The organism is Streptomyces sp. NPDC102437 (genome assembly GCF_044765565.1).
GTDB lineage: Bacteria > Actinomycetota > Actinomycetes > Streptomycetales > Streptomycetaceae > Streptomyces.
The window spans coordinates 1-24706 of record NZ_JBIWKI010000004.1; the positions used below are offsets into that span (position 1 = coordinate 1).

The window sequence follows — 24706 nt, forward strand, 5'->3', positions numbered from 1 at the left end:
AGTACAGCGAGGAGGCCCTGCGCGAGGCCGAGTCCGCGTTCGCGCGGATCGAGGGCTTCGTCCAGCGCGTCACCGAGAAGGCGGGCGAGAGCGTCGAGCCCGCCACCGAGGTGCCGCCGGCCTTCGCCGAGGCGATGGACGACGACCTGGGCGTCCCGCAGGCGCTCGCGATCGTCCACACCACGGTCCGCCAGGGCAACTCCGCGCTGGCCGCCGACGACAAGGAAGCCGCCGTCGCCCGGCTCGCGGAGGTCCGCGCGATGCTCGGCGTCCTCGGCCTCGACCCGCTCGACGAGCACTGGGCGGGCGAGAACGACCGCGGCGACGATCTGCACGGGGCCGTCGACACGCTCGTACGGCTCGTCCTGGACCAGCGCCAGTCGGCCCGCGAGCGCAAGGACTGGCCCGCCGCCGACGCCATCCGCGACCAGCTCAACCAGTCCGGACTCGTCATCGAGGACAGCCCCACCGGACCGCGGTGGACACTCGGCCCGCGCCAGTAGTCCCCACCGTGTGCCGCCCGGCGTTCCGGGCGGCACATCCGCACGTATCAATCGAGGGCCGCGGCCCGCGTCGCGACCAGGCGCCGGGCCTGGTCACTGTCCCAGCTGAGGGCGGCGTGCCGCATCGCCTCGACATCCGGAGGCAGGTCGAGACCCAGGTCGTCGGCGAACAGTGCCTGGCACCGCTTGATCACGATCAGGGCGCCGGCGGCATCGCCGTCGATGCAGTGCACCGCAGCCAGCAGTTCCCACAGACGCTGCCTGTACGGCGCGTCCGCGATGACACTCTCGATCCGGTAGGCGAGCATCTCGGTGCGGTTGGCGAGGACGCAGGCGGTGAACAGAGTCTGGTATGCGTCGAACCGCGCTCTGTTGAGGCCGGCGGCGTGCGCGTGAAACCACCGAGTCGCCGGAAGGTCCTGGCCGAACGGGCCGCGCCACAGGACCATGGCCTGCTCGAGCGTGGTGATCGCCGACTCGGCGTCACCGCGTGAGAGGAGACTGCGCGCATGGCGCGAAGCCTGTGTGAACCTCGACAGGTCGATCTCGTCAGGAGCGGCTTGAAGTCCGTACCCACTCTGGCCGCCGCGGTAGGTCGTGATCCTGCGGCTGAGCCCCGCACCGGCCTTTTCGAGGTCACGTCGTAAGCCCGTCAGATGGCTACGGATGTTCGCCGCGGCGGAGGTGGGGGGCGCGTCCCACAACAGTTCCGCCATCTCGGTTATCACTACCGGCTGCCCGGCCCGCAGCAGGAGGGAGGTGAGAATCGCGCGCCGTACAGGCGAGCAAATCTCGATCTTTCCCTGAACACGAAGCGGCCCGAGGATACTGAAAAGCATTCCCCCGCCTCTCATCAAAACGCAGAATCGAGGCGACTCCCGTGACACATTTTGAATTCATGGAGAAGATCTTCTCGCGGCTGGAGCGATTTATTGACCGCGCCGCTCGGCAAACACGCGCGAACACGCAGAACCAGGGACGGATGATGCTGATTTCCATCGGATCGCGGCATTTTTTCCGAATGTTCCTGCCGGAATCTCCTGTCACATAGCGTGAATATCGGACATCTACCCTCCCCCACAGACCACACCGCGAAGTCCGGGCCGACAACGGACATACGCGAACGATCGGTGCCAATGCAGGTGCAAACAGACATGGATACGGATGCGGATGCGGATACACGATTCATAATGACCCCCGTTGCGAAATTGCAGAAATCAGGCCGGCGCACAGACTCGCAAAATTACTCAGCAGCCACACACTATGCAATCGATCAACAATCGGTCACGTCGGACCGAAAGCTCTCCCTCGTTCCGGATCATAACCCGTAAGTTGAAATTGCACACGCGATCGACTCAACGAATCGGATCCACCGATTGATGCCCGTCGGTGACGCCGCCAGGAGCGGTGGAGCCCCTCGCGACCCGCGACCTGCGAGACGGGACCGATCGAGACCCCCCGCCCGAAGGGCCGGCAAGACGCTCTCGACATACGGCTTCGACGCCGCCGCGCGACGGCCGGTTCCCGACCCTGCCACCGGCGAGGCGGCCGAGGGCCGTCGAGAGGGACGGGCAGCCGTGGGGTTCCGGCCGGAGCGGGGCCCCGATGACCGCAGGCGACCTACGCGATCCTGCTTTCCTCTGAGGAAAGCAGGTGCTACTTTCCTCATAGGAAAGCAAAGACGACCAAGGAGCGCCCATGACCTCCAACGACGCCCAGGCCAGGCTCACGGAGATCCGCCGCCTTCAGGAACGGACCAGTGACGAGTACGTCCGCCACGGCTTCTCCCGCCCCTATCTGATCACCGCCGCATTGATGATCTTCATCGCTCTGGCGTCGTTCGACCTGCCGAACCCCTGGAGCGGCGCCATGCTCCTGCCGGTGTTCGCGCTGGTGGTCGGGCAGTTGATCACGTACAGGCGTCGGGCTTCCGTGCGCAGGAGGCCCACCGGCCCCGAAGTGCTCTTCGCCCTGGGTCTGTCGGCTGTCTTCCTGGCCGCCTTCGCGGGCCTTCTGGCTGCCGCCCGGGCGATGGGTGCGCCGGCGCCTCACGCGGTTGCCGCCGCGGTGCTCGCCCTGGCGAGCCTGCCGGTCGCGGGCCTGGCGCGACGCGCGTTCGGAGCACTTGTGCGGTGGGAAAGCAGGCCTCGCTGATGGATCCGGACTTCGACGAATTCCTGCACGTTCCGGCCCGGTTGTCCATCGTCGCGTTGCTGGCTCCGGCCAGTTGGGTGGAGTTCGGCTTCCTGCGGGACACCATCGGGACCAGCGACTCAGCCCTGTCGAAACAGATCTCCGCCCTCGCGAACGCCGGGTACGTCACCGTGCGCAAGGGGCGGGAGAACGGGACCAGACGCACCCACGTACGGCTCACCCCGCACGGACGGCAGGCGTTCCAACGGCATGCCGCCACGCTGGAGCGGATCGTCGCCGCCGCGCACGGGCCGACGGAGCGGTCCGCCCAGGACGACGAAGAGAACTGACCCGCACACATCCGGACGATCGCGCACACAAGGTTGAGGGGCATGCTCGAAGTACAGGAACTGACCAAACGCTACGGAACGACACTCGCGCTCGACGGGCTCTCCTTCCGTGTCGAGCCGGGCCGTGTAACCGGATTCCTCGGGCCCAACGGGGCCGGGAAGTCCACGCTCATGCGCGCCGCAGTCGGCCTGGACCGGCCGACCTCGGGCCAGGTCCTCATCGAGGGCAAACGATATGAGGAGTTACATCTCCCTCTCACCAGAGTCGGTGCGCTGCTCGATGCCAGATCACTGCACGGGGGACGCACCGTCCACGGCCATCTCCTGGGGCTGGCCCGCAGCCACCGCATCCCCGAACAGCGGGTGCGGGAGGTACTGGAGACCGTCGGGCTGAGCGCGGCGTCACACAAGCGGGCCAAGGGGCTCTCACTGGGTATGGCCCAGCGGCTCGGGATCGCCACCGCACTGCTCGGCGACCCGTCGCTGCTTTTGCTCGACGAGCCGGTCAACGGCCTCGATCCCGAAGGGATCCAATGGATCCGCCGCCTGATGAAGAAGCTGGCCGGCGAGGGCCGTGCTGTCCTCGTCTCCAGCCATCTGATGAGTGAGATGGCTCTGACCGCGGACCATCTGATCGTGATCGGGCAGGGACGGCTCCTCGCCGACGCATCCGTCGACGACTTCGTCGCACGCCACTCACGTTCGTACGTTCTGGTCCGCACACCTGAGCCGGAACGGATGCGTGATCTGCTCGCGGCCCAGGGCATCCACGCGGACACCGGGCCCGACGGGGCGATCCAGGCTGTCGGGACACTCCCGGAGACCGTGGGCACCCTGGCGGCCGGGAACCAGGTGCCCGTCTATGAGATCAGCCGCCACGTCGCATCCCTGGAAGAGGCATTCATGCAGTTCACCGACGCCGCCGTGGACTACCGCGCGAAGCCGGAGGTGCGGTGACGATGGCAGACATCGGCGCGGCCGTGGCCTTCGAGTGGACCAAGATCAGAACCCTTCGGTCCACCCTGTGGAGCCTGGCCCTCTACTTCCTGGCAAGTGTGACCTTGGCTCTCCTCACAGGCGGCTTCCTGCGGAGCAGTCAGCAGCGCATGAGCGCGGAGGCAATGGCGAAGTTCGATCCGGTAGCCTCCGGCTTCAGCGGGCTCCGGCTCGGATTGATCGCGCTGGTCGTCTTCGGCGTACTGATCGTGAGCAGCGAGTACGCGACGGGCACCATACGCAGCTCACTGCTCGCGGTACCGCGACGCGGTGTCTTCTACGGGGCCAAGATGCTCACCGGTGGCGCCGCGGCCTTCGTGGTGTCCGTCGTCGTGGTGGTCGTCGGTTTCCTCACCACGCAGGCCGCCATGGGCAGTCCGCGGAGTGTCGCGCTCACCGATGACGGGGTGCCGACCGCACTGGCCGGAGCGGTGCTCTACACGACGCTGCTCTGCGTCTTCTCCATGGGACTCGCCAGCGTGCTGCGCAGCTCCGCCCTCACGATGGGCATCCTGGTGCCGCTGTTCTTCATGCTCTCGACCATCCTCAACAATCTTCCCGGTGTGCAGAAGGCCGCGCAGTTCCTGCCCGACGTGGCCGGCGGGCTCATCCTCTACAGGGAGCAGCAGGAAGGCACCGTCCTCAACGCCTGGACCGGCATGGCCGTGCTGTTGGCCTGGACCGTTCTCGCCGTGAGCGCCGGATATCTGGTGACACGGCGCCGTGATGTCTGAGGCTTTGCCGACCTGGTGAGTCGACACGGTGGCCCCGCGTCCGGAAGTCATCGGGACGCGGGGCCACCGCGCTCGAACGCCCGGGACGTCACCCCCGCCCGGCACCGCCCCTCGCGCTTGGGCCCGATTTTGGGGCCAAGGGCCCAGGTCACCCGGCTCGTACACCCGTACGCTCACGTCGACCCGAATGCGAACTGCGGGCACAGGCATGGCGAGTGGGCGTCGGAGAGGAAGAACCGTGACTGGTGGCGGGGGCTGGGGAAGCGGAGGCGCGGGCCACATACCGCCGGGGAGCGGGGGTGGCGGATCCGGTGCGAGCGGGGGCGTGTTCTTCGCGCTGACCCGTAGCTGGGCCGCCGGCGCGCTGGTCTACATCGCCGCCGGGTATCTGGTCTCGCGCGGGCTCGTCGAGCTGCTGGCCAGCGACGAGCGGCTGGCCGGATTCGGCTGGCGCCTGGCCCTGATCCACGTACCCGCCGTCATCACGACCGTCCTCACGGTTCTGGCCTCCGCGCGCGTCCTGCCCGACGAGTACCGCGAGTCCCGCCTGCTGACGCTCCTCGCCTCCCTCACCGTCCCGCTGGCCGCGCTCGTCTACGGGCTGGCCGTGTCCTGGCATCTCGTGGACGTCGAGGGCACGTTGATGCCGCTCGTCTCGCTGGCGACCGGCGCGGCGGCGGGACTGGCCGTCGACCGGCTCCTGGACGACCGCGCGGACCGGCCGGAGCCGGCCCCGTACCAGCCGTACTCCTGGCGGGACGGCGGTGCCACCGCCATGGAGTACCTCGGGGTGGTCGTCCTCGTCGTGACGCTGATCGGCGCGATGGCCATGGCCGGTGTCGGCGGGCAGATCGGTGAGCGCATCCGCTGCGCGATCAGCTCCATGGGCGGCGGCGGTGGCGGCTGTTCCACCGGCGGCGGGGACACCACCGCGAAGCCGAAGACGGACGCCGACTACGAGCCCAAGATGTGCCAGGTCTCCAGCATCTCCGACACCGTCGGCGACAAGGTCAAGATCGGCTGGTTCGAGTGGGGCAACGAGTACGGCTTCCAGCAGAAGGTCAGCCAGGCCAAGACCGATGTGAACGAGGACGGCAAGGTCGACGAGAACGACAAGCTCGTCTACATGACGTTCACGGACGCCGCCTCGGCCGGAGCCACCGCCAGCACCCCCGGCGTCAAGCTCGGCAAGCTGGGCAAGGCCGATGTGGACGTCGGCGGCGGCATCAAGATCACCAACGGTGACACCTGGGTCTTCAAGAGCGAGGAGGAGGCCCAGAAGATGAGGGACGACATCGAAGAGATGAAGATGTGGGAGACCTCCACCAAGTACAGCGGCGGCTACGGCGGCGGCTGGTACTCCGGGATGAAGTGGGCCGACAAGAAGAAGGACGTCGAGAGCAAGATCGGCGACAAGAAGATCTCGTACTCGACCATCGGCCTCAACGCGTACGCGGACGGCGGCCTCTCCATCAGCGCGGGTGACGAGTCCAAGCTCGGCGCGAAGCTCGGCGGCAAGGCGAAGTTCTCTCCCGAGGTGACCATCACCAAGGACGACGTCAACGGAAACGAGTCGTACACGTACACCGCCAAGCTCGAACTGGAGGGCAAGGTCAGCGGTTCGGCCGGCCCGCTGGGCGGCGCGGCCTCCGCGAAGGACAGCCGGACCGGGGCGGTCACCGTCACCCGTGACCAGAAGACCGGCAAGATCGTCCGGATCGACATGACCCAGACCATCGAGAACGGCTCGACGTCCGACAAGGGCGACATCAGCGGCGACAACGGCGAGAAGGGCAAGGACAAGCGCGGCGGCAAGGTCAGCGGCTCGGACTCCTCCGGCGACACCGGCATCGAGGTCCGGACGAACTCGATCGTCTTCGGCAAGGACACCGACAAGGCCACCGAGGACAAGCGCGCCGTCGCCGAGCAGTGGCTGGACGGCTCCGGCAACAACACCGCTCCGTTCGAGTACATGTTCGGCGATCATTCGCTGGAGCAGAAGCCCACCGGAACCGACCCCTTCGACCAGCTGATGTACGAGGACGGCCTGTCCAGCAAGATGAAGTACAACGGTCAGACGGACGCGCAGGAGTTCGGCTTCGAGGTCTCGCTCGGCATGAGTCTGGGATTCTCCATCTCCGACGAGCACAAGAAGGAGACACTGACGGACGCGGAGTTCCTCGGCGCTCCGCAGGGCGACAAGCGCTCGTACCTTCCGTACAGCTACTGCGCGAAGTAGCTGTACGGGAAGCAGCAACCGGGCACGACGAAGAGGCGATAGGCGATGACGACGACCAAGAAGACGTACCGGACCATCGGCGCGACCGCGGCCGCCGCCATCGGCCTCGCCCTGCTCACCGGCTGCGGCGGGGAGAGCGCCGCGCTCCCGCAGGGCTGGGACAAGCTCGACACCAAGAGCCTCTCCGTCGGCTACCCCGGGGACAAGGGCTACAAGGAGCAGCCCGCGGCCGACCGGGCGAAGACCAACGCGGCCGTCGCGCTCAAGGAGGAGGGCGGGCTGCGCACCGGCATGGTCTCGGTGCAGCTCGACTTCGCCACGGGCGTGGACAGCGCCGCCGAGGCGGCGTCCGCGGCGGGCGCCGGCATCGGCCTCGGGGCGACCCGCAAGGGGACCGAGGAGGTGCGGCTCGCGGGTGCGGAGAGCGCCCGTGAGGCGCGCCGGATCGACTACGAGTTCACGTCGAGCGGCGAGGACCGGACGCCGGCACAGGGCACCCGGATGACGGGGGTCGTGGTGGCGGGCGTCGATTCGAAGGACGTGCCGTTCGCGGTCCGGATCAACGCGGTGAAGGGTTCGCTGAGCTCGAAGGACCTCGACGCCTTCGTCGACTCGATCACGGTCAAGTAGCGGACCGGGAGCGCTCGTTCATGCAGATCCTGCCCGGTGGCACGGCCACGTTCCTGCTGCTGTTGGGCCTGCTCCTGGGCGCGTTCGCACTCCGTTCCGCGCTGCGGCTGAACCGGGTGCTGCGGCTGGTGCGGCACGGCGAACGCGCCGAGGGCCGGTGCTCGGACCGCCGGACGGTCGACCGGGGGCCGGGCTCCGAGCGTGCTTACGCCACCGAGTACGTCTTCGCGTTCCGTACCCGCGAGGGCCGCGACATCGAGTTCACCGACCATGCCCCGGGCCCGTTCGGCTTCGAGGTCGGGGCACCGGTCCGGGTCAGCTACGACCCGGCCGACCCGGCGAGGAGCGCCACGGTGGCCGGGCCGGGGGCGTGGGGTCCGGTGCTGATGCCAGCGGCGTTCACGCTCGTGCCCGGGGCGTTCGCGGTGGGGCTGCTGCTGGGGTTCGCGGCGATGCGGGGATGGCTCTGAGGGCGGCCGGCCGGGCGGGGGCCGGGGCGGTGGGACTGCTGGTCAGAACCTGGCACGGTCGAAGGGCTCCGGGAGCGGCGTCAGCGCCCCGGCCGCCCGCAGTCGCATGTTCGCCTCGATGACCGTCTCGATGGACGGGGACTCCGTACCGCCACGGGTGAGGTCGATGACCAGTCCGTCGTGCGCGGTACGGACGTACGTTCCGGGCAGGCCATCGGGGGCGAGGGCGGCACGGCCGGCGGAGAGGAAGACCGCACGGCCGCAGCGGGGGTCGCTGTTCGCCAGGTCGAACCGCTCGGCCACCGCCCGGTACTGGGGCTTTCCGTACACCTGCCCGGCGTCGATCTCCCAGTGCTCCGCGAGGACACGCAGGATCTCCGGGGCGCGCCGGATCACTTCGGCGGATTCGTCGACCTCACGCGACCGGAAGGTGAGGGAGACGGAATGCGGTGCGTGGAGCGACGTACCGCCCGCGTGGATCGCGAAGGACACGTGCGCCGCTCCGGGATTCCGGGCCCACAACGACGACGTGTAGCCCACCACGTCGAGGTCGGGGCCCGTGTTCGTCCGTTCGATGTACTCCGCCAGTGCGGGAACCGAGGGCTCCAGCAAGGGGTCGGAGGCGATACCGTCCTCGGATTCGTGCCATGCGCCGAAGGTCGGGCCGTCGATGTTCCTCAGCGCGGCGAGCGTGCCGGACCAGCGCTCGGCGATGTCCGGCACGCATTCCCCGCGAGGACCCCAGAGACCATTGACGACTACGTACAGCACGACACGCTCTCCTCGGGTTCCCGGTCCTGAGTTCCGCTCCCGGCAGGCGCTCAGCCGACCAGGTCATCAGGGGTGTTGATGACCTTAACGTTGATGCCCCGCTCCTCGAACATCTCGCGCGCCGCCTCGGCGACGTTCGGGTCGGAGAGGTGCCACTCGACCGGTTTGCCGCGTGCCGCGTCGACCTGCCGGGTCGCCTGGTCGGCCCACCGGTCGGCGATCTTCGGGGTGAGGGTTCCGGTATCGGCGTTGTAGAAGTCCTTGCCCGTGTACCCGTACTTCGCCTCCAGGTAGGTGCCCCGCGAGGCGTCCCAGCCGTCGAAGTCGACGGGCTTGCCCGTGAGCTTGTCGAGCGGTACCTGGTACTCCTTGCCGCGGCCCACCTTGGAGATCTGTTCCTGGTAGCGGGCGCCCATCTCGGACGCGTAGCTGAAGACGCCCGGCCTGATCTCCGCCCAGTTCCCGTCGCCACCGTCCTTGGCGCCCGTCGTCGGGTCCTTCAGGTCCTCGTACCAGGCCGGCTTGGGCTGATTCTGGGCGCGCTCCAGCCCCTGCCTCCGCTTCGCCGCGGCGGCGGCCTTCTTCGCCTCGTCGGCCAGTCGCTGGGCCTCGTCGGCGGCGGCCTTGTCCTCCGGGTCGACGTCGCCGCAGTCCTTCGCGAGGAACCCGACGGGTACGGAGATGGGCGGCGCGGCGATGGTGCCGGTGCCCGAGCCGGGCAGTCCGACGCCCGCACCACTGCCGTACGGGACCCGGACGCGACCGCCCATCCCGACGGTGCAGCCCTTGAGACCGGCTTTCTCGGCGGCGTCGTCGGCGTGCCGCTGCGCTTCCTGCGCGGCCCTCTCCGCGCCGTCGACGTCGCCCGCCTTGGCGGCCTTCCTCGCCTTGTCGGCTGCCTTCTCGGCCTTCTGGGCGACTTCGCCGAGCTTGCCGAGCTTCCCGAGCTTGCCCAGTTTTCCGAACTTGCCGATGAGCTTGGCCTCGCCGTAGCCCGGGATGAACAGCGAGCCGATGTTCCAGAGGCCGGTGCCGATCGCCTGGCCCTCGTCGCCGTTCTTCCACATGTCACGGACTTCGTCGCCGATGAACATGTCGTCGAGGACCTTGACGCCGGTGCCGCCGGACGCCTTGGTCCAGTCCCAGATCGCGCCGAGGTAGTCGCCGTCGTCCCACTTGCCCCCGGCGTCCTTGGAGTCCTGGCTCCACTTGTCGCCGAGGCTCTTGCCGTAGTCCATCAGGCCGTTCCACGCATCGACGGGGTGGAAGATCGTGCTGATGGTGCCGGTGATGTCACCCCACAGGCCGTCGCCGATCAGACCCTTGAAGAAGCCGCCGGTCTGGTGCGCGGCGCAGGAGAAGAACGCGCCGACGCCCGAGGTGCAGCTCTCGTCGGACTTCCCGTCGTCGCCGTCGCCGGAGTCGTCCTGGTCGTCGTCGCCGCCGTTCGGCTCCCCGGTGGTGTCCACGTCGTCGCCGCCGTCGTCGACCTGGATGGCGGGATCACCCCCGTTGGAGCCCGCGGAGCTTCCGGAGGCGCCGGATTCGCCCGAACTGCCGGAGCCACCCGAGTCGGACCCCGAGCCACCCGATGCGCCCGAGTTGCCGGCTCCGCCGGCCGTGTCGGAGCCGCCGGCCGTGATGGAACCCCCGGCCGTGTTAGATCCCCCGGCCACGTCCGATCCGCCCGAGTCCGTGCCGCCGGAAGCGGCCGTACCGCCGGAGTCCTTGCCGGGACCCGCCTCCACATCGCTGCCGGGCGCGGGGCAGGCGCTCCCGGTGAGCCGGCAGATCGCGTCCTGCATCCCACCGGTCAGCTGGGCGGCGATGCCGGTGACGACGAGCCCGCCGATGAGGGCCACGACCACCAGGATCATGCCCAGGTATTCCATGGCGGTCTGACCGGCGTCGTCCCGGCGCCACTTGATCATGCGCGCGATGCTGAACCGCCGGTGCGGCAAGCGCTGTTCGAGGGGCAGGTCGAACCATTCGCGCGAACTCGGCCGGAACAGCAGGACGATGACGGCGACCGGCATCACCAGCTGGGTGACAGCCCGCCCACCGCCGTCCCCGCCGAGGTTCGCCAGCGCGCCGAAGGTGAGCCAGATGTGTATGGCCAGCAGTCCGCGCCAGATCCAGACGCCGCCGGTGCGCGCGTACAGCGAGAGCACGAAGGCGGTCACGCTCGGCAGCGCCGCGTACAGCAGCAGCCCGAAGAGCTGGCCGTCGACCTCGTCGACCGCCGACGCCACCGTCAGTACACCGATGCCGCCCAGAGCCGCGGCGGCGAAGAGGAGCCGTACGAGGATCAGCACCGCCTGCAGCGGGCGCGGCAGGGACTGCCTGCCCTGCCGACCCACGGCGACGGCCCCGCCCCCGCCCCCGCCACCCGAAACCGCAAATCCGCCTATGCCAGACACGACGAGTCCCCCACCTTGCCGGTGTACGGCCACAGTTCAGCCACTCCACGCATCCGACCACACCGGCACCCATCGGGGCATGGGCCTCAGGACCCAATGCAAGGCTCAAATTCGGCGCTACCGGGCGGGGAGCCCCTACCGGACGGGGAACCGTCACCGGGCGGGGAGCCGCTAGCGGACGGGGACCTCGCTCCCGAAGAGCATCCAGGGCGACTGGTCGTACGAGGCCACCCCGGCGAGCTGCGGCTGCATCGCGGCTATCTCGTGCCGCACGGCCAGGGTGTCGGGCCAACTGTCGAAGAACGTGGTGCCGTTGATGACGACGCCGCTCCAGTCCGTCGCCACGGAGGCACCCTCGCGGTCGACGACGAAGCCGATGCAGAGCACGGAAGCCCGCCCTATCGCCTCCCTGATCGCCCTCGCGGCCACCTCCTGTTCGTCCCGGGTCAGCCGCCCGAACCCGAATTCGAGCGCGACCACTCCGTCCCTCATGCGGCGGATGCGTGCGGGCACATCGGTCCCGCTGTCCACCCACAGCACGAAGTCGACGCTGTCGAGCCGCTGGAGTCCGGCGAGGAGCACGAGCTGCTCCCTGGTCACCCATGACGGGGTGCCGTGCGGGCCGGGCCCCGGGCCGAGCAGGGTCACCCGCCGGGTGACCGGGTGGCTGAGCCGCAGGCCCGCCGCGTCGAGATCGCTGAAGAGCGACTCGGAGTCCGGGCGGCTCCAGCCGAGGTGGTACGAGTAGAAGAAACCGTCACTCATCGACAAATCACCCCATGAATGTGTGGAGACAGAGATGGAGACAGATGGAGATAGGCGGAGACGGACTGAGACAGGTGCAGACAGATGGCGCGTGCAGCTCCGGATGTCTGCGGGCACGCCGGACAGGCGCTGGTCGCGGGCGCCGGCCGGTTGGCTCACAGTTGGTCGTGCACGAGCGTAATGAGGCAGGATCGCCGGGGCGTGGGCCCACGGGCCCAGGGGCGGGCCCCATTGGACAATGCGGTGGACAGGGGACGGTCCGTCGCACATCGTGTACGGCGATGACACGCACCGATTCGCCTCCCGCATGGGACGAGCGCACCCAGTTGGCCACCTTCCTCGACTACGTCCGCGCCACCGCCCGCGCGAAGTGCGAGGGCCTCTCGCCGGAGGACGCCCGCAGAGCCCCGCTGCCCGGATCGCCCCTGATGACGATCGCCGGGCTGATCAACCACCTCAGCTGGGTGGAGTACTACTGGTTCGAGGTGGCCTTCCTCGGTGGCCCGGACGAGGGCCCGTGGACCGACGAGGACCCCGACCGAGAAATGCGCATCGCGGTGGACATGCCACTCGCCGATGTACTTTCACTCTACGAGGAACGAACCTCCCGCTACAGCGAACTGGTGGCCTCCACCGACCTGGACACACGGGCCAAGCAGCCGCGGCGCGACGGCAGGCACCCCGACCTGCGCTGGGTCGTCATGCATCTGATCGAGGAGACCGCCCGGCACAACGGCCATCTCGACGTGATCCGGGAGATCGTCGACGGCACCACCGGCGTGTAGGCCGGCCCTGCTGCGACGCGGGAGCGCATCGCCCCGCCCCCGCCGGCTATCCGATCCCGGCGACGGCGGGTGCGATGCGCTCCGCGATCTGGTGGGTGAAGCTGACCGGATGCCGGTCGGGCAGCACCTGGATCTCGCTGATGCCCAGGTCCGCGTACGCCTGCGCGTCGGCGAGGAACGCGGCCGGCTTCTCCAGCACCGGCCCGCCGTACATCACGGTCTTCGTGATGGCGTCGTAGTCGCGGTCCTCCGCCTCGCAGTGCGCCCGCAGCACATCGAGCTTGTGGGCCACTTCCTCCTGGTCGGTGGCGAAGAGGTTGCACGCGTCCCCGTAGCGGGCGACCAGGAGCAGGGTCTTCCTCTCGCCCCCGCCGCCGATCATGATCGGCGGGTGCCCGCCGATCGGCTCGGGCACGCACAGCGTCTCGGCGAGCCGGTAATGACGGCCCCGGAACGGGCCGTTGTCGTCGCTCCACATCTGGAGGCAGATGCGGAGCGTCTCCTCCAGCCGTTCGAACCGTTCGGCGACCGGGACCACCGGCACGCCGAGCCCGTACTGCTCGCGCTCGTACCAGGAGGCGCCGATGCCCAGCCTCGCCCTGCCGCCCGACAGCACGTCGAGGCTGGTGACGATCTTCGCCAGCAGGCCGGGGTGCCGATACATCACCCCCGTGACCATCAGGCCGAGCGTCATCCGCTCGCTCACCGCCGCCACGTAGCCGAGGGTGGTGTACCCCTCCAGCATCGGTTCGTCGGCGACGCTGCGCCCCGTCTCCATCTGGAAGTAGTGGTCCATCACGCTGAAGGACGCGATCCCGGCCTGCTCGGCGACCCGCACCGACTCCGCGAGCGTGGGCGCGATGAGCGCCGGGTCGGCCGGTGTCGAGTAGTTCCAGTAGTGCAGACCGAGCTTCATGTCCGCCCTCCGAGGGCCGAGGGGCTCGGGCGCGGGGCTGCGGCGCCGTCGCGGCCGGGGTCTGTCACGCTACGCGAGGCGGCACCCGTCGGCATGTCGGAGGGAACCAGTTTGCTACGATTTCAAAATATCTGAATCGGGATCATCCCTTCTATGCTGGAGCCATGGAGACCACGCGCGATCCGGCCCACGGCGCCGACTCGATCGACCGGCACATCACCCGATGGCGGCGCGAGGTCCCCGACCTGGACCCGCTCGTCGAGGGTGCCGTCACCCGGATGCAGACACTGGTGCAGTACCTCCAGGGCCGCAAGGAAGCCGGGCTCTCGCAGCGCAAGTTGAAGATGTGGGAGTACGAGATCCTCTGGCGGCTGCGGTCCGCCGGCGAGCCGTACCGGATGACGCCGACGCAGCTGGCCGAGGGCCTGGGCACCCATCCGGCGACGCTGACCAACCGGCTGGACCGCATGGCGAAGTCCGGCTACGTGACCCGTCAGCCCTCGCCGGAGGACCGCCGGAGCCTGCTCGTCGTGCTGACCGAGAAGGGGGCCGACGCCTGGTCGTCCACGATCGGCGAGCAGATGGAGACGGAGCGCGCGCTCCTGGCCCCGCTGAGCGAGGCGGAGCGGGAGCAGCTCGTGGTCCTGCTGCGCAAGATCGCCTCGGCGGCGGAGTCCGACGGCCCGCCGCTCATGCCGTCTCCCGACTGAGCCCCGTACCGCGTGCTGCGCACCCGCGCCGCGCGCACGTAGTCGTACGCGGACACGTGCAGGTACGCGGACACGTGCACGGACACGTACACCGATCGTTCACGGCAATCCGGCACAACGGCTTGGATACCTCAACTATCTTGCTGCCGTGGAACAGTTGACCGCCGAAGATCCCCAGCGCATCGGCCCCTACCGTCTGATAGCCCGGCTGGGCGCGGGCGGCATGGGCCTGGTGTACCTCGGACGTTCCGAAGCCGGACGGACCGTGGCCGTGAAGGTGGTGCAGGCCGAACACGCCCAGCACCCCGAATTCCGCAAGCGGTTCACGCGCGAGGTGGCCGCCGCCCGACGGGTGGGCGGGACCTGGACGGCGACCGTGCTCGACGCCGACACCGAGGCCCGGGTGCCCTGGGTGGCGACCCAGTACATCCCCGGGCCCGATCTGACCACCGTGGTCGCCAAGGACTTCGGACCGCTGCCCGAGCACTCGGTCCGCACCCTCGCCAACCGCCTGGCCACAGCCCTGGAGTCGGTGCACGGCGCGGGGCTGATCCACCGCGACCTGAAGCCGTCCAACGTGCTGGTGACGGTGGACGGGCCGCGCGTGATCGACTTCGGGATCGCGCGGGCCATGGACAGCCTCGCCGGGGACAGCCTGCACACCCGCACCGGAATGCTGATCGGCTCCCCCGGCTTCATGTCGCCCGAGCAGGTGCGCGGCCTCGAACTCACCGCGGCCAGCGATGTGTTCTGCCTGGGCGCGGTACTGGTCTACGCCGCCACCGGCCGCCTCCTCTTCGGCGCCACGGAGACCGGCCTGAACGCGCACCTGTTCCGGATCGCGGAGGAGGAAGCGGACCTGACCGGTGTACCGGACTCACTCGTCGACCTCGTACGCGCCTGTCTGCACAAGGACCCGGCACAGCGGCCCACACCCGCCGACGTGGTCGCCCGCACGTCCGGCGACCAGGGCGGCGAATGGCTGCCGGGCTCTGTGCTCGCCCAACTCGGGCGGCACGCCGCCCAGTTGCTGGACTTCACCCCGGAGCCGAGGAGCGCTCAGCCGGACCCGCGCGTCCCGTCCCAGCCGCAGCACGCCGACCGGCCCCAGCCACTCCCCCCGCACCCCGCGTACGCCCCGACAGTGCCGGAGGACCACCACCCGTCACCGGGGTTCGGGCCGTCCCTGAGCAAGGCGCCTGCCGGCCTGCCGACGGCCCCCGTCCCGGCAGGTGCGCAGGCTCCGCACCCCAGGCGGTGGCTGGGGCTGGGGGTGGCCGCGCCGGCCCAGCTGCTGGTGCTGACCGGCACGACGATCACCAGCACCGCACTGCCGTCCATCTACGCCGAACTGGGCGCCTCCTTCAACCCGAGCCTGTTCACCACCGCCTACATGCTGGCCTTCGGCCTGCTGCTGCTGCTCGGCGGGCACCTCTCCGACCTCCTGGGCCGCAAACGGGTGTTCGTCATCGGTTCGGCCGGTTTCGCCGTTTCCTTCGCGGTCGCCGGCCTGGCTCCCTCCTTCAATCTGCTCGTCCTCGCCAGCGCGCTCCAGGGCATGTCCGCCGCGCTGCTCTCGTCGTCGGCGCTGGCCCTGGTCTCCGCCGGATTCAGTGCCCCGAAGGAACGCGGCAAGGCCTTCGGCGTCTACGCCGCGGTCGCCGGCGCCGGCACGGCGTTCGGCATGTTCGCGAGCGCCACGCTGGTGGAGAACCTGAGCTGGCGCCTGTGCATGTACGCCATTGCCGTGCTCGCTCTGGTCATCACGGTGTGCGCGGCCGCGCTGGTGCACGACCCCCACCCGGTCCGCACCCCTGCCCGCCTCGATGCACCGGGCCTGACGATCGGCTCCGTCGCACTCATCGCCCTCGCCTTCGGCTTCGACAGGGCCCAGGCGACGGGCTGGGTCACCCCCCTGCCCCTGATCCTCCTCACGAGTGGTGTTCTCCTGCTGCCGGCCTTCGCATGGCAGCAGACCAGTTCACCCAACGCACTCGTCCCGGCGCACGTGCTCAGGGACCGCAACCGTGCGGGCTCTCTCCTGACCCTGTTCCTCCTCGGCCTGAGCCTGTTCGCCATGTTCCTGATCCTGAACAGGTACTTCCAGGGCGTCCTCGGATATTCCCCGGCCAACAGCGCCATGGCCCTGCTGCCCATGGCCGGCGCGGCCGTCCTCGCCGCCACCCAGGTCGCCGCCCGGCTGTGCCACCGGCTGGCGCCCCGCAACCTGATCACGCCGGGCCTGCTGCTGGCGGCGATCGGCCTGGCGCTCCTGACCGGGATCGATGCCGACAGTGTGTACACCGCCCAGGTGCTGCCGGGCACGCTGCTCATCGGCTTCGGTGCCGGACTGGCTCTCACGCCGCTGTTCACCACCGTGACCGGCGGGCTCGCCGCGCAGGGTTCCGGCGGGACCTCGGCGATCGTCCTCGCGGCCCAGAACGTGGGCGGCTGGGCCGCCTGGCCCCTGGTCACCGGCGTCCTCGCCTCGGCGATCTCCGCTCGGCTGACCAACACCCCGGACATTCCCGCCTCTCTGGTCGAAGCGGCGAAGAACGGCTTCCCGATCAGCCGGAACAATCTTCCGCCGTCGTTCTCCGCAACCCTGGACCGGATCAACGCCGCGGTACTGGACGGGTACTCCGTAGCCCTCTGGTGGACGGCCGGCCTCACCCTGCTGGCGAGCGTGCTCGCCGGTCTGCTGGTCACGGCCAGGGCTCCCAAGGAATGACCCGGGCGAACAGCCCCAACGGATCCTCCCTGAGCCCTGCGTTGCGCGTCAGTGGCACCGAGGAGGCGGCACCCCGCCCCCTCGGTGACCTGGAGGCAAGACGCATGAGGCAACGAACCACACGTATCTCCTCGCTCGCCCTGGCGATGGCCACGACCGTGGGAACGGCTCGACGAGGTGCCGCTGGGCAACGGGACCGGCTACGGACTCGGCGTCGAGTTCGCGGAGCTGTCCTGCGGCGTGAAGGTGGTGGGCAAGAACGGCCGTACGAACGGCTCCCTGTCCGCGATGGTCGGCACACTGGACGGGAAGCACCAGCTGACGTTCAACATCAACGGTGACTGGTTGTGGGACGGAGACACCTACGTCGATGTGATCGAGGCGGAGTTCTGCGACAAAGCCCCGTCCTCGGCCCCGGCCCCGGGTGACGCCGGCACCCCGAACGCCGTCAACATTCCGGCCGCCCTCAACTAGCCATAAACGCACGGAACTTCGCGGCCCCCTGGACGGAATGGCCGACCCGACCCCTCACTGAACCTGTGGGACGTCCTTGACGAACACGATGCCGTCGCTGCCCGCCAGGTGGGCCGGGTCGAAGGGGGCGTAGCCGAACCAGGGGGATACGCGGGGGCCGGGCCGGGTGTCCCCGAGGGCGGTGGCGAGCCGGCCGGCGTCGATGACGCAGCGGTCCTCCGGGAGCGCGTACAGGAGTCCTTCGAGGGTGTCCGGTGGCGGGGTGTCCACGCCCTGGTGCCGGATCGTGCCGAGGGCCGTGGCCACGAAGGCGTACTCCTCGCCGAGCCCGGCGCTCACCAGCGCACCGGCGCTCCACCACTCCAGCCGCGTCCCGCCCATCCGTACCGTGCTCTTCTCCCGCTGGAGGTGGGAGTTGTGGGCGTGGACGAGCACGGGGCCCCGCTCGGCGAGGGCGAGGAGGTTGTGGGCCATCATCTGGTCCCGCAGGCCCACCAGCCGGGCCAGGCGGGCCGTTGAGGAGTCGGCCATCCAGTGGTGGTAGCGCAGCAGGCCGATCGCGGTGCGCCCGTACAGCCGCGCCCGGTCCCAGTCTTCCGGCGGCCCCGCCGTGGTCAGGTGCGGCGCCTGCCCGTCGAGCAGTGCCACCAGATCGTCGGCGAGCAGCCGCAGTCGGCCGGCCTCGGCCGACTGCCCCACGGACCGGGACGGGTCCCTCATCGCGGCGGGCTCGGTCCACCGGTCGTCGACGCCGAGCAGGCGGTCGAGCGTCTGCGCGGTGCAGGGGAGCAGGTCCGCGTCCACCCGGTCCGCGAGGTAGCCGTGGAGTGCGGTGAGGGCCTGCCGGGGACTCGCGGCGTGGGCGATCTCCAACGGGCCGTCGAACCCGGCGAAGCGGACCCGCTCGGACTCGGGCCGGCCTTCGTTGTGGGCGCGGACGTTGTGGGCGCGCATCCAGCGCACGAGCTCGCGGTTGGCCTCGGAGGCGCCCCAGCCGTGGCTGAAGCCGTGCTCCATGACCTCGTCGAAAGTGCCCGTGCCGGAGGTGACGTAGTCGTCCACGACCTGGCCCATCAGGCAGTCGCTCTCGATGGTGATGGCCCGATAGCCCTCCTGCTCGACGAGCTGCCGGAAGAGCTCGTTGCGCAGGTCGAGCAGGCTGTCCTCGCCGTGGGTGGGCTCGCCCAGGGCGAGCACCCGGGGCCGGGCCGGGAGCAGCCTCATGACGGCGGCAGCATCGACGGCATGCGCGGTGTCCTTGATGTCGGTAGCCATGCCTTCGACGCTATCGTTGAACCTTCGGTTGAAACTTTCCCGCGATATCGGCAGGACAATGGGTCGAAACCTTCAAACCGGTGATCGGCTCCGGCCGGTCGACCTGGCGCGCGTGCACGGACTGTCCACGCAGGCGGTCAGGAACTACGAGGAGGCCGGCGTCCTTCCCGCCGCCGGTCGCACACCCCACGGCTACCGCACCTACACCTCGCTGCACGCGGGGGCCCTGCGCGCGTTCCTCGCCCTGCTCCCCGGCCACGGCCACCCCACGGCGTCGGCGATCATGCGGGCGGTGAACGAGGGCTCGATCGACGAGGCGTTGCACCTCGTCGACGAGAGTCACGCCCAGCTCCTGGAGGACCGGCAGACACTGCGGGCCGTGGAACGCGCCCTCCGCGACCTGGACCCCGCGGCGGCGCCCGCCCCGGATGCGGCGCCCGGTTCCGGTTCCGGTTCCGGCGGGACCTTCATCGGACCGCTGGCCGGGAAGCTCGGCGTCCGGCCCGCGACGCTGCGCAAGTGGGAGCGCGCCGGACTGGTGCACCCGCGCCGCGACCCACGGACCGGTTACCGCGTCTACGGCGAGGCCGACGTACGGGATGCCCGAATGGCCCACCAACTCAGGCGGGGCGGCCACCTGCTGGAGCAGATCGCCCCGCTGGTCGCCCAGGTCCGCGCGGCGGGCGGCCCGGAACCGTTGGAGGCCACCCTGCGCGACTGGCGCGACCGGCTGTCCGCCCGAGGACGCGCGATGCTGGCGGGGGCAGCCGAGCTGGACGCGCACCTGCGCGAACGCGGATGAGCAACCCGCCCACACGATCGACGGGGGCCGATGAGTTTCCCGTAGATCCGCAGTCTGCAGTCCGTAGGCAAGTGAGCAATAGTTCGGTACGGCGCAGCCCGCTGCCGCACCACCCACGTGAAACGAGGAGTCCTCAGATGCGCACCCTGATCAGCACCGCCTTCATCTCGCTCGACGGCGTCGTGGAGGCCCCGGGCGGCGAGCCCGGCTACCGGAACTCGGGGTGGACGTTCAAGGACATGGAGTTCGTCCCGGAGGCGTTCGAGATCAAGGGCCGGGAGCAGCAGGAGGCCGCCGCGATGATGACGGGCCGGGTCAGCTACGAGGCTTTCAGCCCGGTCTGGCCGGACATGGCGGACTTCGCCGACTACAAGGCGATGCCGAAGTACGTCGTCTCCACCACCCTCACCGAGGACGACCTGGTCTCCGGCTGGGGCGAGACCACGATCCTGCGCTCGCTCGACGACGTCGCCGCGCTGAAGGAGACCGAGGGCGGCCCGATCATCATCCACGGCAGCGCCACCCTCAACCAGAACCTCTCGGACGCCGGCCTCATCGACCGCTACCACCTCCTCGTCTTCCCCCTGCTGCTCGGCGCGGGCAAGCGCCTGTTCAGCGACACGGACAAGGACACCCAGAAGCTGAAGCTCGTCGAGCACGAGGCGTACTCCAACGGCCTGCAGAAGAACGTCTTCGACGTCATCCGCTGACACCGCCGCCCGGCGCCCACCGCGTACGCCGCGTCGAAGAACTCAACGGGGCAGCTGCACCCAGGATTTGATGCCGCCACGGGGCGGGCTGGCCTCGGTGGCACCCCACTCGCCGCCCCAGTCGTCCACAACGGCCGCCAGCATCCAGAGCGCCCGTCGGCGGCGGGTCTCGCAGAGGGTGGCCGTGTCCGGGGCGGCGTGATGCGGGTGCTGGTCCCAGACAAGGAGACGTACGGCATCCTCGCGGTGGCGCAGGGACACGTAGAGGTCCTTGCCCGGACTCATCCGTACGGTGACGGCAACCAGTTCGTCCACGATGTGCGTGGCCGGCCAGACATACGGGGCAAGCCCGTGCACCTCCAGGGCGGCGGCCACCACGGTCCGGCCGATGAACGCGCTACGGGTGTCACCGGGGAGCGTGAAACTCAACGAGAGCCCACGTCCGGAATGGCCCTTGGAACGCAGATGGGGCCGGGATGCGCCTGCGAGGGGTCGGAGCGGAGGGCGAGGCGGGGATACGGGGTGGTCTGCGGACTCGTCTCGGCAGTGACGGCCGGACAGAGTGCGGCGAAGGTGGATACGTGCATGACGGACTCCCCTGATGCGGGTGGCGAGTTGGCGGTGACTCTCTTTCGCGTGGGCGCGCACGAGTGGCTCACGTTGTTGTGTTGTGGACGAGCAGTGGCCTGTCTCCCTGACGCGGGACCACCCCTCCCGGGGCAGGAGGTTGCGGGCAGGACCGCGTGATGCACTTCCGGCTCGTCGACGCTGTGTGGGCGGTGCGTCACCTAACGTAGCGCAGCATTGGCACACATGTCGCCGAGCTGGAGGCAATTGCCTCCTACGTGTTGGACTGGGCACCCCCTGCAGCGGCAGACTGTTCCCACAGTCCGTGGAAGAGAGGGCCTATGCCGAGCAGTTCCACTCCGACAGAGCGCCAGCGGCGACTCGGCGCCGAGCTGCGCAAGATGCGTATCGCGAGCGAAGCAACTACCTCGTACGCGGCCGGACTACTGGGCATCGACCGGACGAAGATCTCCAACATGGAGGGCGGGGTCCGCCCGATCTCGCCCGCCCGGGTGCGGACCTTGGCCTGCAACTACGCCTGCGCCGAGGCCCTTTACGTCGACGCGCTGGCGGAGATGGCCGAGCAGCGCGAACGTGGATGGTGGGAGCAGTACAGGGGCACGCTCCCGTCCGGCCTTCTGGACATCGCCGAACTCGAATGGCACGCAACGCGCATCCGTACGGCGCAGACCGTCCATCTCCCCGGCCTGCTCCACACCGACGGATACGCCCGCGCGGTGTTCGGTGCCGTTCTGCCTGAGCTGTCACGCCTGGAGATCGAACTGCGGGTTGCACACCGCATGGAACGTCAGCAGGTACTCGACCGCGAAGCCCCCATCGATTATGCGGGCTACATCCACGAAGCTGCCCTCCGCATGCAGTTCGGCGGCCGGGACATCACGCGCGAGCAGCTGCTGCACCTGTGCGAGATGTCAGAACGCGATCACATCGATGTGCGAGTGATCCCGGTGGACCAGGGCGCGTTCCCCGGTGCCGGGCACGCACTCCTCTATGCCCACGGCGTCGTGCCTCAACTCGACACCGTGCAACTAGATTCAGCTCACGGTCCCGAGTTCATGCACGCGGATGCGCAGCTGACCAAATACCGCGCACACCTGGACTGGATGGAGGAAGCCTCGCTGCCTTCCGCCGAGTCCCGGGACTTCATTCGCGCCATCTCCCGCCAACTCTGAGGAGTTCAGCATGCCCGAGATCGACTGGGAAGAGCCGTACTGCGGCGAGGGGAACAACTGCTTCAGGCTCGGCACGGACGTGGAAGGCAACGGATTCATCGCCATCCGGGGCGAGGAGGATCGTTACCTCGTCGACAGTCGAGAAGCGCTTCAACAGATGATCCGCGACATCAAGGCCGGCAAGGCCGACCACCTGCTGTAAGCGCGAACGCCCGGCGTGACACTCCCCCGGCTCGGTACCGGCCCCGACCTCCTCCCGGCCCGGGGGTGCCCCCGCTCCGCGTCGACGGCGATCCGGGCCGGCCCAGGGCAAGGCCGTCCCGCTCCCGTCGCCCGCGGGGTACTGTGCCGAGGGATCCGGTCGGGCCAACTACGGGGAATCCAGGGGGATATGAAAGAGCTCACTGACCAGGACCCACAAGTACTTGGCGGCTTCCGCCTGCTCGCGCGGCTCGGCGAGGGCGGCATGGGCCGGGTGTATCTGGCGGTCGACGGGCAGGGCGAACGGGTCGCGGTCAAGGTGATTCACCCCGAGTACGCAACGGACCAGGAGTTCCGGCGGCGCTTCCGCCGGGAGGCCCGGCTCGCCGCCCGCGTCGCGGGACCGGGCCTGGCACGCGTCGTCGCCGCCGATCCGGACGCCGAACCGCCGTGGCTGATCACCGAATACGTGCCCGGCCTCGCCCTGTCCGAGGCGGTGGACGCGCACGGTGCGCTTCCCGCACCAGCCTGCCGCCGGCTCGCCGGGCAATTGGTCGAGGCTCTGGAAACCGTCCACGCGGCAGGCCTGGTACACCGGGACCTCAAGCCCAACAACGTGATCCTGGCGGCGGACGGCGCCCACCTCATCGACTTCGGAATCGCCCGCTCGGCCGACGAGAGCGCCATCACACATACGGGCCAGACCCCGGGCACACCGGGCTACATAGCCCCGGAGGTGCTGCTCGGCGGGACCGCCGACGCCCGCGCGGACGTGTTCGCACTCGGAGCCGTCCTCGCGTTCGCCGCCCAGGCCCGCCACCCGTACGGCACCGGCCCGGCCGCCGTCGTCATGGCACGGCCGCTCGCCACGGACCCTGACCTGTCCGGCATCACGGAGCCGGAGCTGAAGGGTGTCGTACAGCGCTGCCTGGCGCAGGATCCCGCGCACCGGCCCGGGCTGGCGGAGATTGCCGGGATCATCGAGGCACACCCCGCAGCCACCGGCTTCTGGATACCGGCCACTATGCTCGACGGCATCGGCCGCCGCGCCGAGGAAGCCGCCGCGCTCACCATGATGCGGCCGGCCCGGCCCCCCTCACCACACCCGCCCACAGCCCTCCCCGCGCCACAGCCGCCCACGGTCACGACGCCCGCGCGCAAGCCACGGAAACCGAGCACGGCCACGGCCACCCCGCGGCCCGCGCCGAGCCGGAAGCTCCGTCTGCCGCGCGGCAGCGCGGCGTTCACCCGCCGCGGTGCTCTGGGCCTTGCCGCCCTCGCGACCGGAGCGTGGGTGATCGGACGCATAAAGGGATTGGGCGACGAGGATCCGGGCCCACGCCCGAGAACGCTGTGGCACCACCCGATGAAGGGCGAAGTCGCCACACCCGTCGTCGCCGACGGCGTGGTCTACGCGGGCAGTTCGAAAGGCGGGATCACCGCACTCGACGCACGCACCGGGCGACAGCGCTGGCACGTGCCCCTGCGCGCCGGCGCCGCCTGGCTGACCCATGCCGAGGGGACGCTGTACTTCTCCGATTTCGCCGAACCCGGCAACGAGGACGCACCCCTGCATGCCGTCGACGCGCGCACCGGGCGGGCGCGCTGGACGGTCTCCGGCCCTCATCCGGGATATGAGGCCGTGACCGCCCACCGGGATCTCGTGTACCTCTCCCACCCGGATCCGCTGCGTGCCCTCGACTCATCGAGTGGAAAGGTGCGCTGGGTCCACCGACACGACCCCGACTATCAGGACAGTCTCTCGGTCACACCGTACGGCGACGCGCTGTACGTCACCGGCAAACAGGGCGTCGACTGCCTGGACGCCGCATCCGGGAGACGTCGCTGGCGGACCGCTGTCCAGATGCCGAGGGACATCGCCGTATCGGGCGGGGCGCTCTACGTTGCCGGATTCGGCGCCGTGAGCGTCCTGGACCGGCGGACGGGCAAGCTTCGACGCAGCTACGAGTTCGGCAGCAACTGGCCTTTCGACGTCGTCGCGTCAGGGCGCACGCTGTGCGTCACCGACAACGATGACGTGGTCGGCGTCGACGTGGCCACGGGGGAGAAGCCCTGGCGGATCGACATGCGGAACTCCCCCGACCTGTCAGCGATGGAGGGTGGCTTGGTGGCACTGGGCGACGGCGACCAGATCCGTCTGATCGAGGCCGCGTCCGGCACCGCCCGCTGGCGTCTGGCCCCGGACACGGCGGTGTCCTACCCGGTCCTGGCCGGCTCCGTCGTCTATGTCGGCGTCGACGACGACGGTGTCATGGCTCTCGACACGGCCAAACCGCCCGCGCCAAGCAGCTGACCAGCACGGCAGGATCC

At 69.6% G+C, this 24706-nt stretch carries 24 protein-coding genes and 1 pseudogene; 18 read left to right on the forward strand and 7 right to left on the reverse strand.

All coding sequences use genetic code 11. The features are described from left to right. On the forward strand, window positions 1-503 hold a 503-nt coding region (locus ACIRJP_RS06665; protein WP_404168995.1), incomplete at its 5' end, for a DALR domain-containing protein. 47 nt (window positions 504-550) lie between these two features. Here the strand turns inward: ACIRJP_RS06665 and ACIRJP_RS06670 are convergent. Beyond that, window positions 551-1357, reverse strand: coding sequence for a BTAD domain-containing putative transcriptional regulator (locus tag ACIRJP_RS06670; RefSeq protein ID WP_404168998.1), 807 nt, complete (start codon window positions 1355-1357; stop codon window positions 551-553). Between the two features lie 44 nt (window positions 1358-1401). Here ACIRJP_RS06670 and ACIRJP_RS06675 point away from each other — a divergent pair, with 44 nt between their 5' ends. From ACIRJP_RS06675 to ACIRJP_RS06710, 8 genes are all read left to right on the forward strand, one after another. Further along, window positions 1402-1554, forward strand: a complete 153-nt coding sequence (locus ACIRJP_RS06675; protein WP_404169001.1) for a hypothetical protein — start codon at window positions 1402-1404, stop codon at window positions 1552-1554. Window positions 1555-2201: 647 nt separating this feature from the next. Continuing rightward, on the forward strand, window positions 2202-2657 hold the full coding sequence (locus ACIRJP_RS06680) for a hypothetical protein (RefSeq protein ID WP_404169004.1): 456 nt from the start codon (window positions 2202-2204) through the stop codon (window positions 2655-2657). Further along, entirely contained in the window at window positions 2657-2986 is a 330-nt protein-coding gene (locus tag ACIRJP_RS06685; RefSeq protein WP_404169692.1) for a winged helix-turn-helix domain-containing protein, read from the forward strand. Before ACIRJP_RS06680 ends, ACIRJP_RS06685 begins: the two co-directional genes overlap by 1 nt. 42 nt (window positions 2987-3028) lie before the next feature. Then, a complete protein-coding gene (locus ACIRJP_RS06690) occupies window positions 3029-3943 on the forward strand; it encodes an ATP-binding cassette domain-containing protein (RefSeq protein ID WP_404169006.1) in 915 nt (304 codons plus the stop codon). Window positions 3944-3945: 2 nt separating this feature from the next. After that, on the forward strand, window positions 3946-4716 hold the full coding sequence (locus ACIRJP_RS06695; protein WP_404169009.1) for an ABC transporter permease subunit: 771 nt from the start codon (window positions 3946-3948) through the stop codon (window positions 4714-4716). 238 nt (window positions 4717-4954) lie between these two features. Continuing rightward, the gene (locus tag ACIRJP_RS06700) at window positions 4955-6955 is read left to right on the forward strand and encodes a hypothetical protein (protein ID WP_404169012.1); all 2001 of its coding nucleotides are present in this window, start codon (window positions 4955-4957) and stop codon (window positions 6953-6955) included. A 45-nt stretch (window positions 6956-7000) separates the two neighbouring features. Continuing rightward, entirely contained in the window at window positions 7001-7585 is a 585-nt protein-coding gene (locus tag ACIRJP_RS06705) for a hypothetical protein (protein ID WP_383720041.1), read from the forward strand. Window positions 7586-7605: 20 nt separating this feature from the next. After that, window positions 7606-8055 (forward strand): DUF3592 domain-containing protein, encoded by a 450-nt coding sequence (locus ACIRJP_RS06710; protein ID WP_404169015.1) that lies wholly within the window; start codon window positions 7606-7608, stop codon window positions 8053-8055. A gap of 42 nt (window positions 8056-8097) precedes the next feature. Here ACIRJP_RS06710 and ACIRJP_RS06715 read toward each other — a convergent pair whose 3' ends face one another. The 3 genes from ACIRJP_RS06715 to ACIRJP_RS06725 all read right to left on the reverse strand — a co-directional run bounded on the left by ACIRJP_RS06715 (window position 8098) and on the right by ACIRJP_RS06725 (window position 12011). Beyond that, on the reverse strand, window positions 8098-8826 hold the full coding sequence (locus tag ACIRJP_RS06715) for a hypothetical protein (protein ID WP_404169018.1): 729 nt from the start codon (window positions 8824-8826) through the stop codon (window positions 8098-8100). Between the two features lie 50 nt (window positions 8827-8876). Then, window positions 8877-11246 (reverse strand): Tox-REase-5 domain-containing protein, encoded by a 2370-nt coding sequence (locus ACIRJP_RS06720; RefSeq protein WP_404169020.1) that lies wholly within the window; start codon window positions 11244-11246, stop codon window positions 8877-8879. Window positions 11247-11417: 171 nt separating this feature from the next. After that, complete coding sequence (locus tag ACIRJP_RS06725) at window positions 11418-12011, reverse strand: hypothetical protein (RefSeq protein ID WP_404169022.1); 594 nt, start codon at window positions 12009-12011, stop codon at window positions 11418-11420. A gap of 281 nt (window positions 12012-12292) precedes the next feature. On the opposite strand from ACIRJP_RS06725, the gene ACIRJP_RS06730 reads away from it, so the two are divergent. Beyond that, window positions 12293-12796 (forward strand): DinB family protein, encoded by a 504-nt coding sequence (locus ACIRJP_RS06730; protein WP_404169024.1) that lies wholly within the window; start codon window positions 12293-12295, stop codon window positions 12794-12796. Between the two features lie 46 nt (window positions 12797-12842). On the opposite strand, the gene ACIRJP_RS06735 is transcribed toward ACIRJP_RS06730, so the two are convergent. Beyond that, window positions 12843-13712 (reverse strand): LLM class F420-dependent oxidoreductase, encoded by an 870-nt coding sequence (locus ACIRJP_RS06735; RefSeq protein ID WP_404169027.1) that lies wholly within the window; start codon window positions 13710-13712, stop codon window positions 12843-12845. 164 nt (window positions 13713-13876) lie between these two features. Here ACIRJP_RS06735 and ACIRJP_RS06740 point away from each other — a divergent pair, with 164 nt between their 5' ends. The 3 genes and pseudogenes from ACIRJP_RS06740 to ACIRJP_RS06750 all read left to right on the forward strand — a co-directional run. Further along, window positions 13877-14422 (forward strand): MarR family winged helix-turn-helix transcriptional regulator, encoded by a 546-nt coding sequence (locus tag ACIRJP_RS06740; RefSeq protein WP_404169030.1) that lies wholly within the window; start codon window positions 13877-13879, stop codon window positions 14420-14422. Window positions 14423-14570: 148 nt separating this feature from the next. Further along, window positions 14571-17153 (forward strand): MFS transporter, encoded by a 2583-nt coding sequence (locus ACIRJP_RS06745; RefSeq protein WP_404169033.1) that lies wholly within the window; start codon window positions 14571-14573, stop codon window positions 17151-17153. A gap of 174 nt (window positions 17154-17327) precedes the next feature. Then, window positions 17328-17627, forward strand: a pseudogene (locus ACIRJP_RS06750) (peptidase); the annotation flags it as partial. 54 nt (window positions 17628-17681) lie between these two features. Here the strand turns inward: ACIRJP_RS06750 and ACIRJP_RS06755 are convergent. Next, window positions 17682-18902, reverse strand: a complete 1221-nt coding sequence (locus tag ACIRJP_RS06755) for an erythromycin esterase family protein (protein WP_404169037.1) — start codon at window positions 18900-18902, stop codon at window positions 17682-17684. A gap of 58 nt (window positions 18903-18960) precedes the next feature. On the opposite strand from ACIRJP_RS06755, the gene ACIRJP_RS06760 reads away from it, so the two are divergent. Beyond that, window positions 18961-19704 carry a TioE family transcriptional regulator gene (locus tag ACIRJP_RS06760; protein ID WP_404169041.1) on the forward strand — a complete coding sequence of 248 codons (744 nt, stop codon included), beginning with the start codon at window positions 18961-18963 and terminating at the stop codon, window positions 19702-19704. Window positions 19705-19841: 137 nt separating this feature from the next. Then, complete coding sequence (locus tag ACIRJP_RS06765; protein ID WP_404169043.1) at window positions 19842-20414, forward strand: dihydrofolate reductase family protein; 573 nt, start codon at window positions 19842-19844, stop codon at window positions 20412-20414. Between the two features lie 42 nt (window positions 20415-20456). Here the strand turns inward: ACIRJP_RS06765 and ACIRJP_RS06770 are convergent, their stop codons facing one another. Next, window positions 20457-20843 (reverse strand): ATP-binding protein, encoded by a 387-nt coding sequence (locus ACIRJP_RS06770; protein ID WP_404169046.1) that lies wholly within the window; start codon window positions 20841-20843, stop codon window positions 20457-20459. 479 nt (window positions 20844-21322) lie between these two features. Here ACIRJP_RS06770 and ACIRJP_RS06775 point away from each other — a divergent pair, with 479 nt between their 5' ends. The 3 genes from ACIRJP_RS06775 to ACIRJP_RS06785 all read left to right on the forward strand — a co-directional run bounded on the left by ACIRJP_RS06775 (window position 21323) and on the right by ACIRJP_RS06785 (window position 24689). Then, window positions 21323-22174 carry a helix-turn-helix domain-containing protein gene (locus ACIRJP_RS06775; RefSeq protein ID WP_404169050.1) on the forward strand — a complete coding sequence of 284 codons (852 nt, stop codon included), beginning with the start codon at window positions 21323-21325 and terminating at the stop codon, window positions 22172-22174. 10 nt (window positions 22175-22184) lie between these two features. Further along, the gene (locus tag ACIRJP_RS06780; RefSeq protein ID WP_404169053.1) at window positions 22185-22376 is read left to right on the forward strand and encodes a hypothetical protein; all 192 of its coding nucleotides are present in this window, start codon (window positions 22185-22187) and stop codon (window positions 22374-22376) included. Between the two features lie 189 nt (window positions 22377-22565). Further along, window positions 22566-24689, forward strand: coding sequence for a PQQ-binding-like beta-propeller repeat protein (locus ACIRJP_RS06785; protein ID WP_404169056.1), 2124 nt, complete (start codon window positions 22566-22568; stop codon window positions 24687-24689). The last annotated feature ends 17 nt before the right edge of the window (window positions 24690-24706 follow it).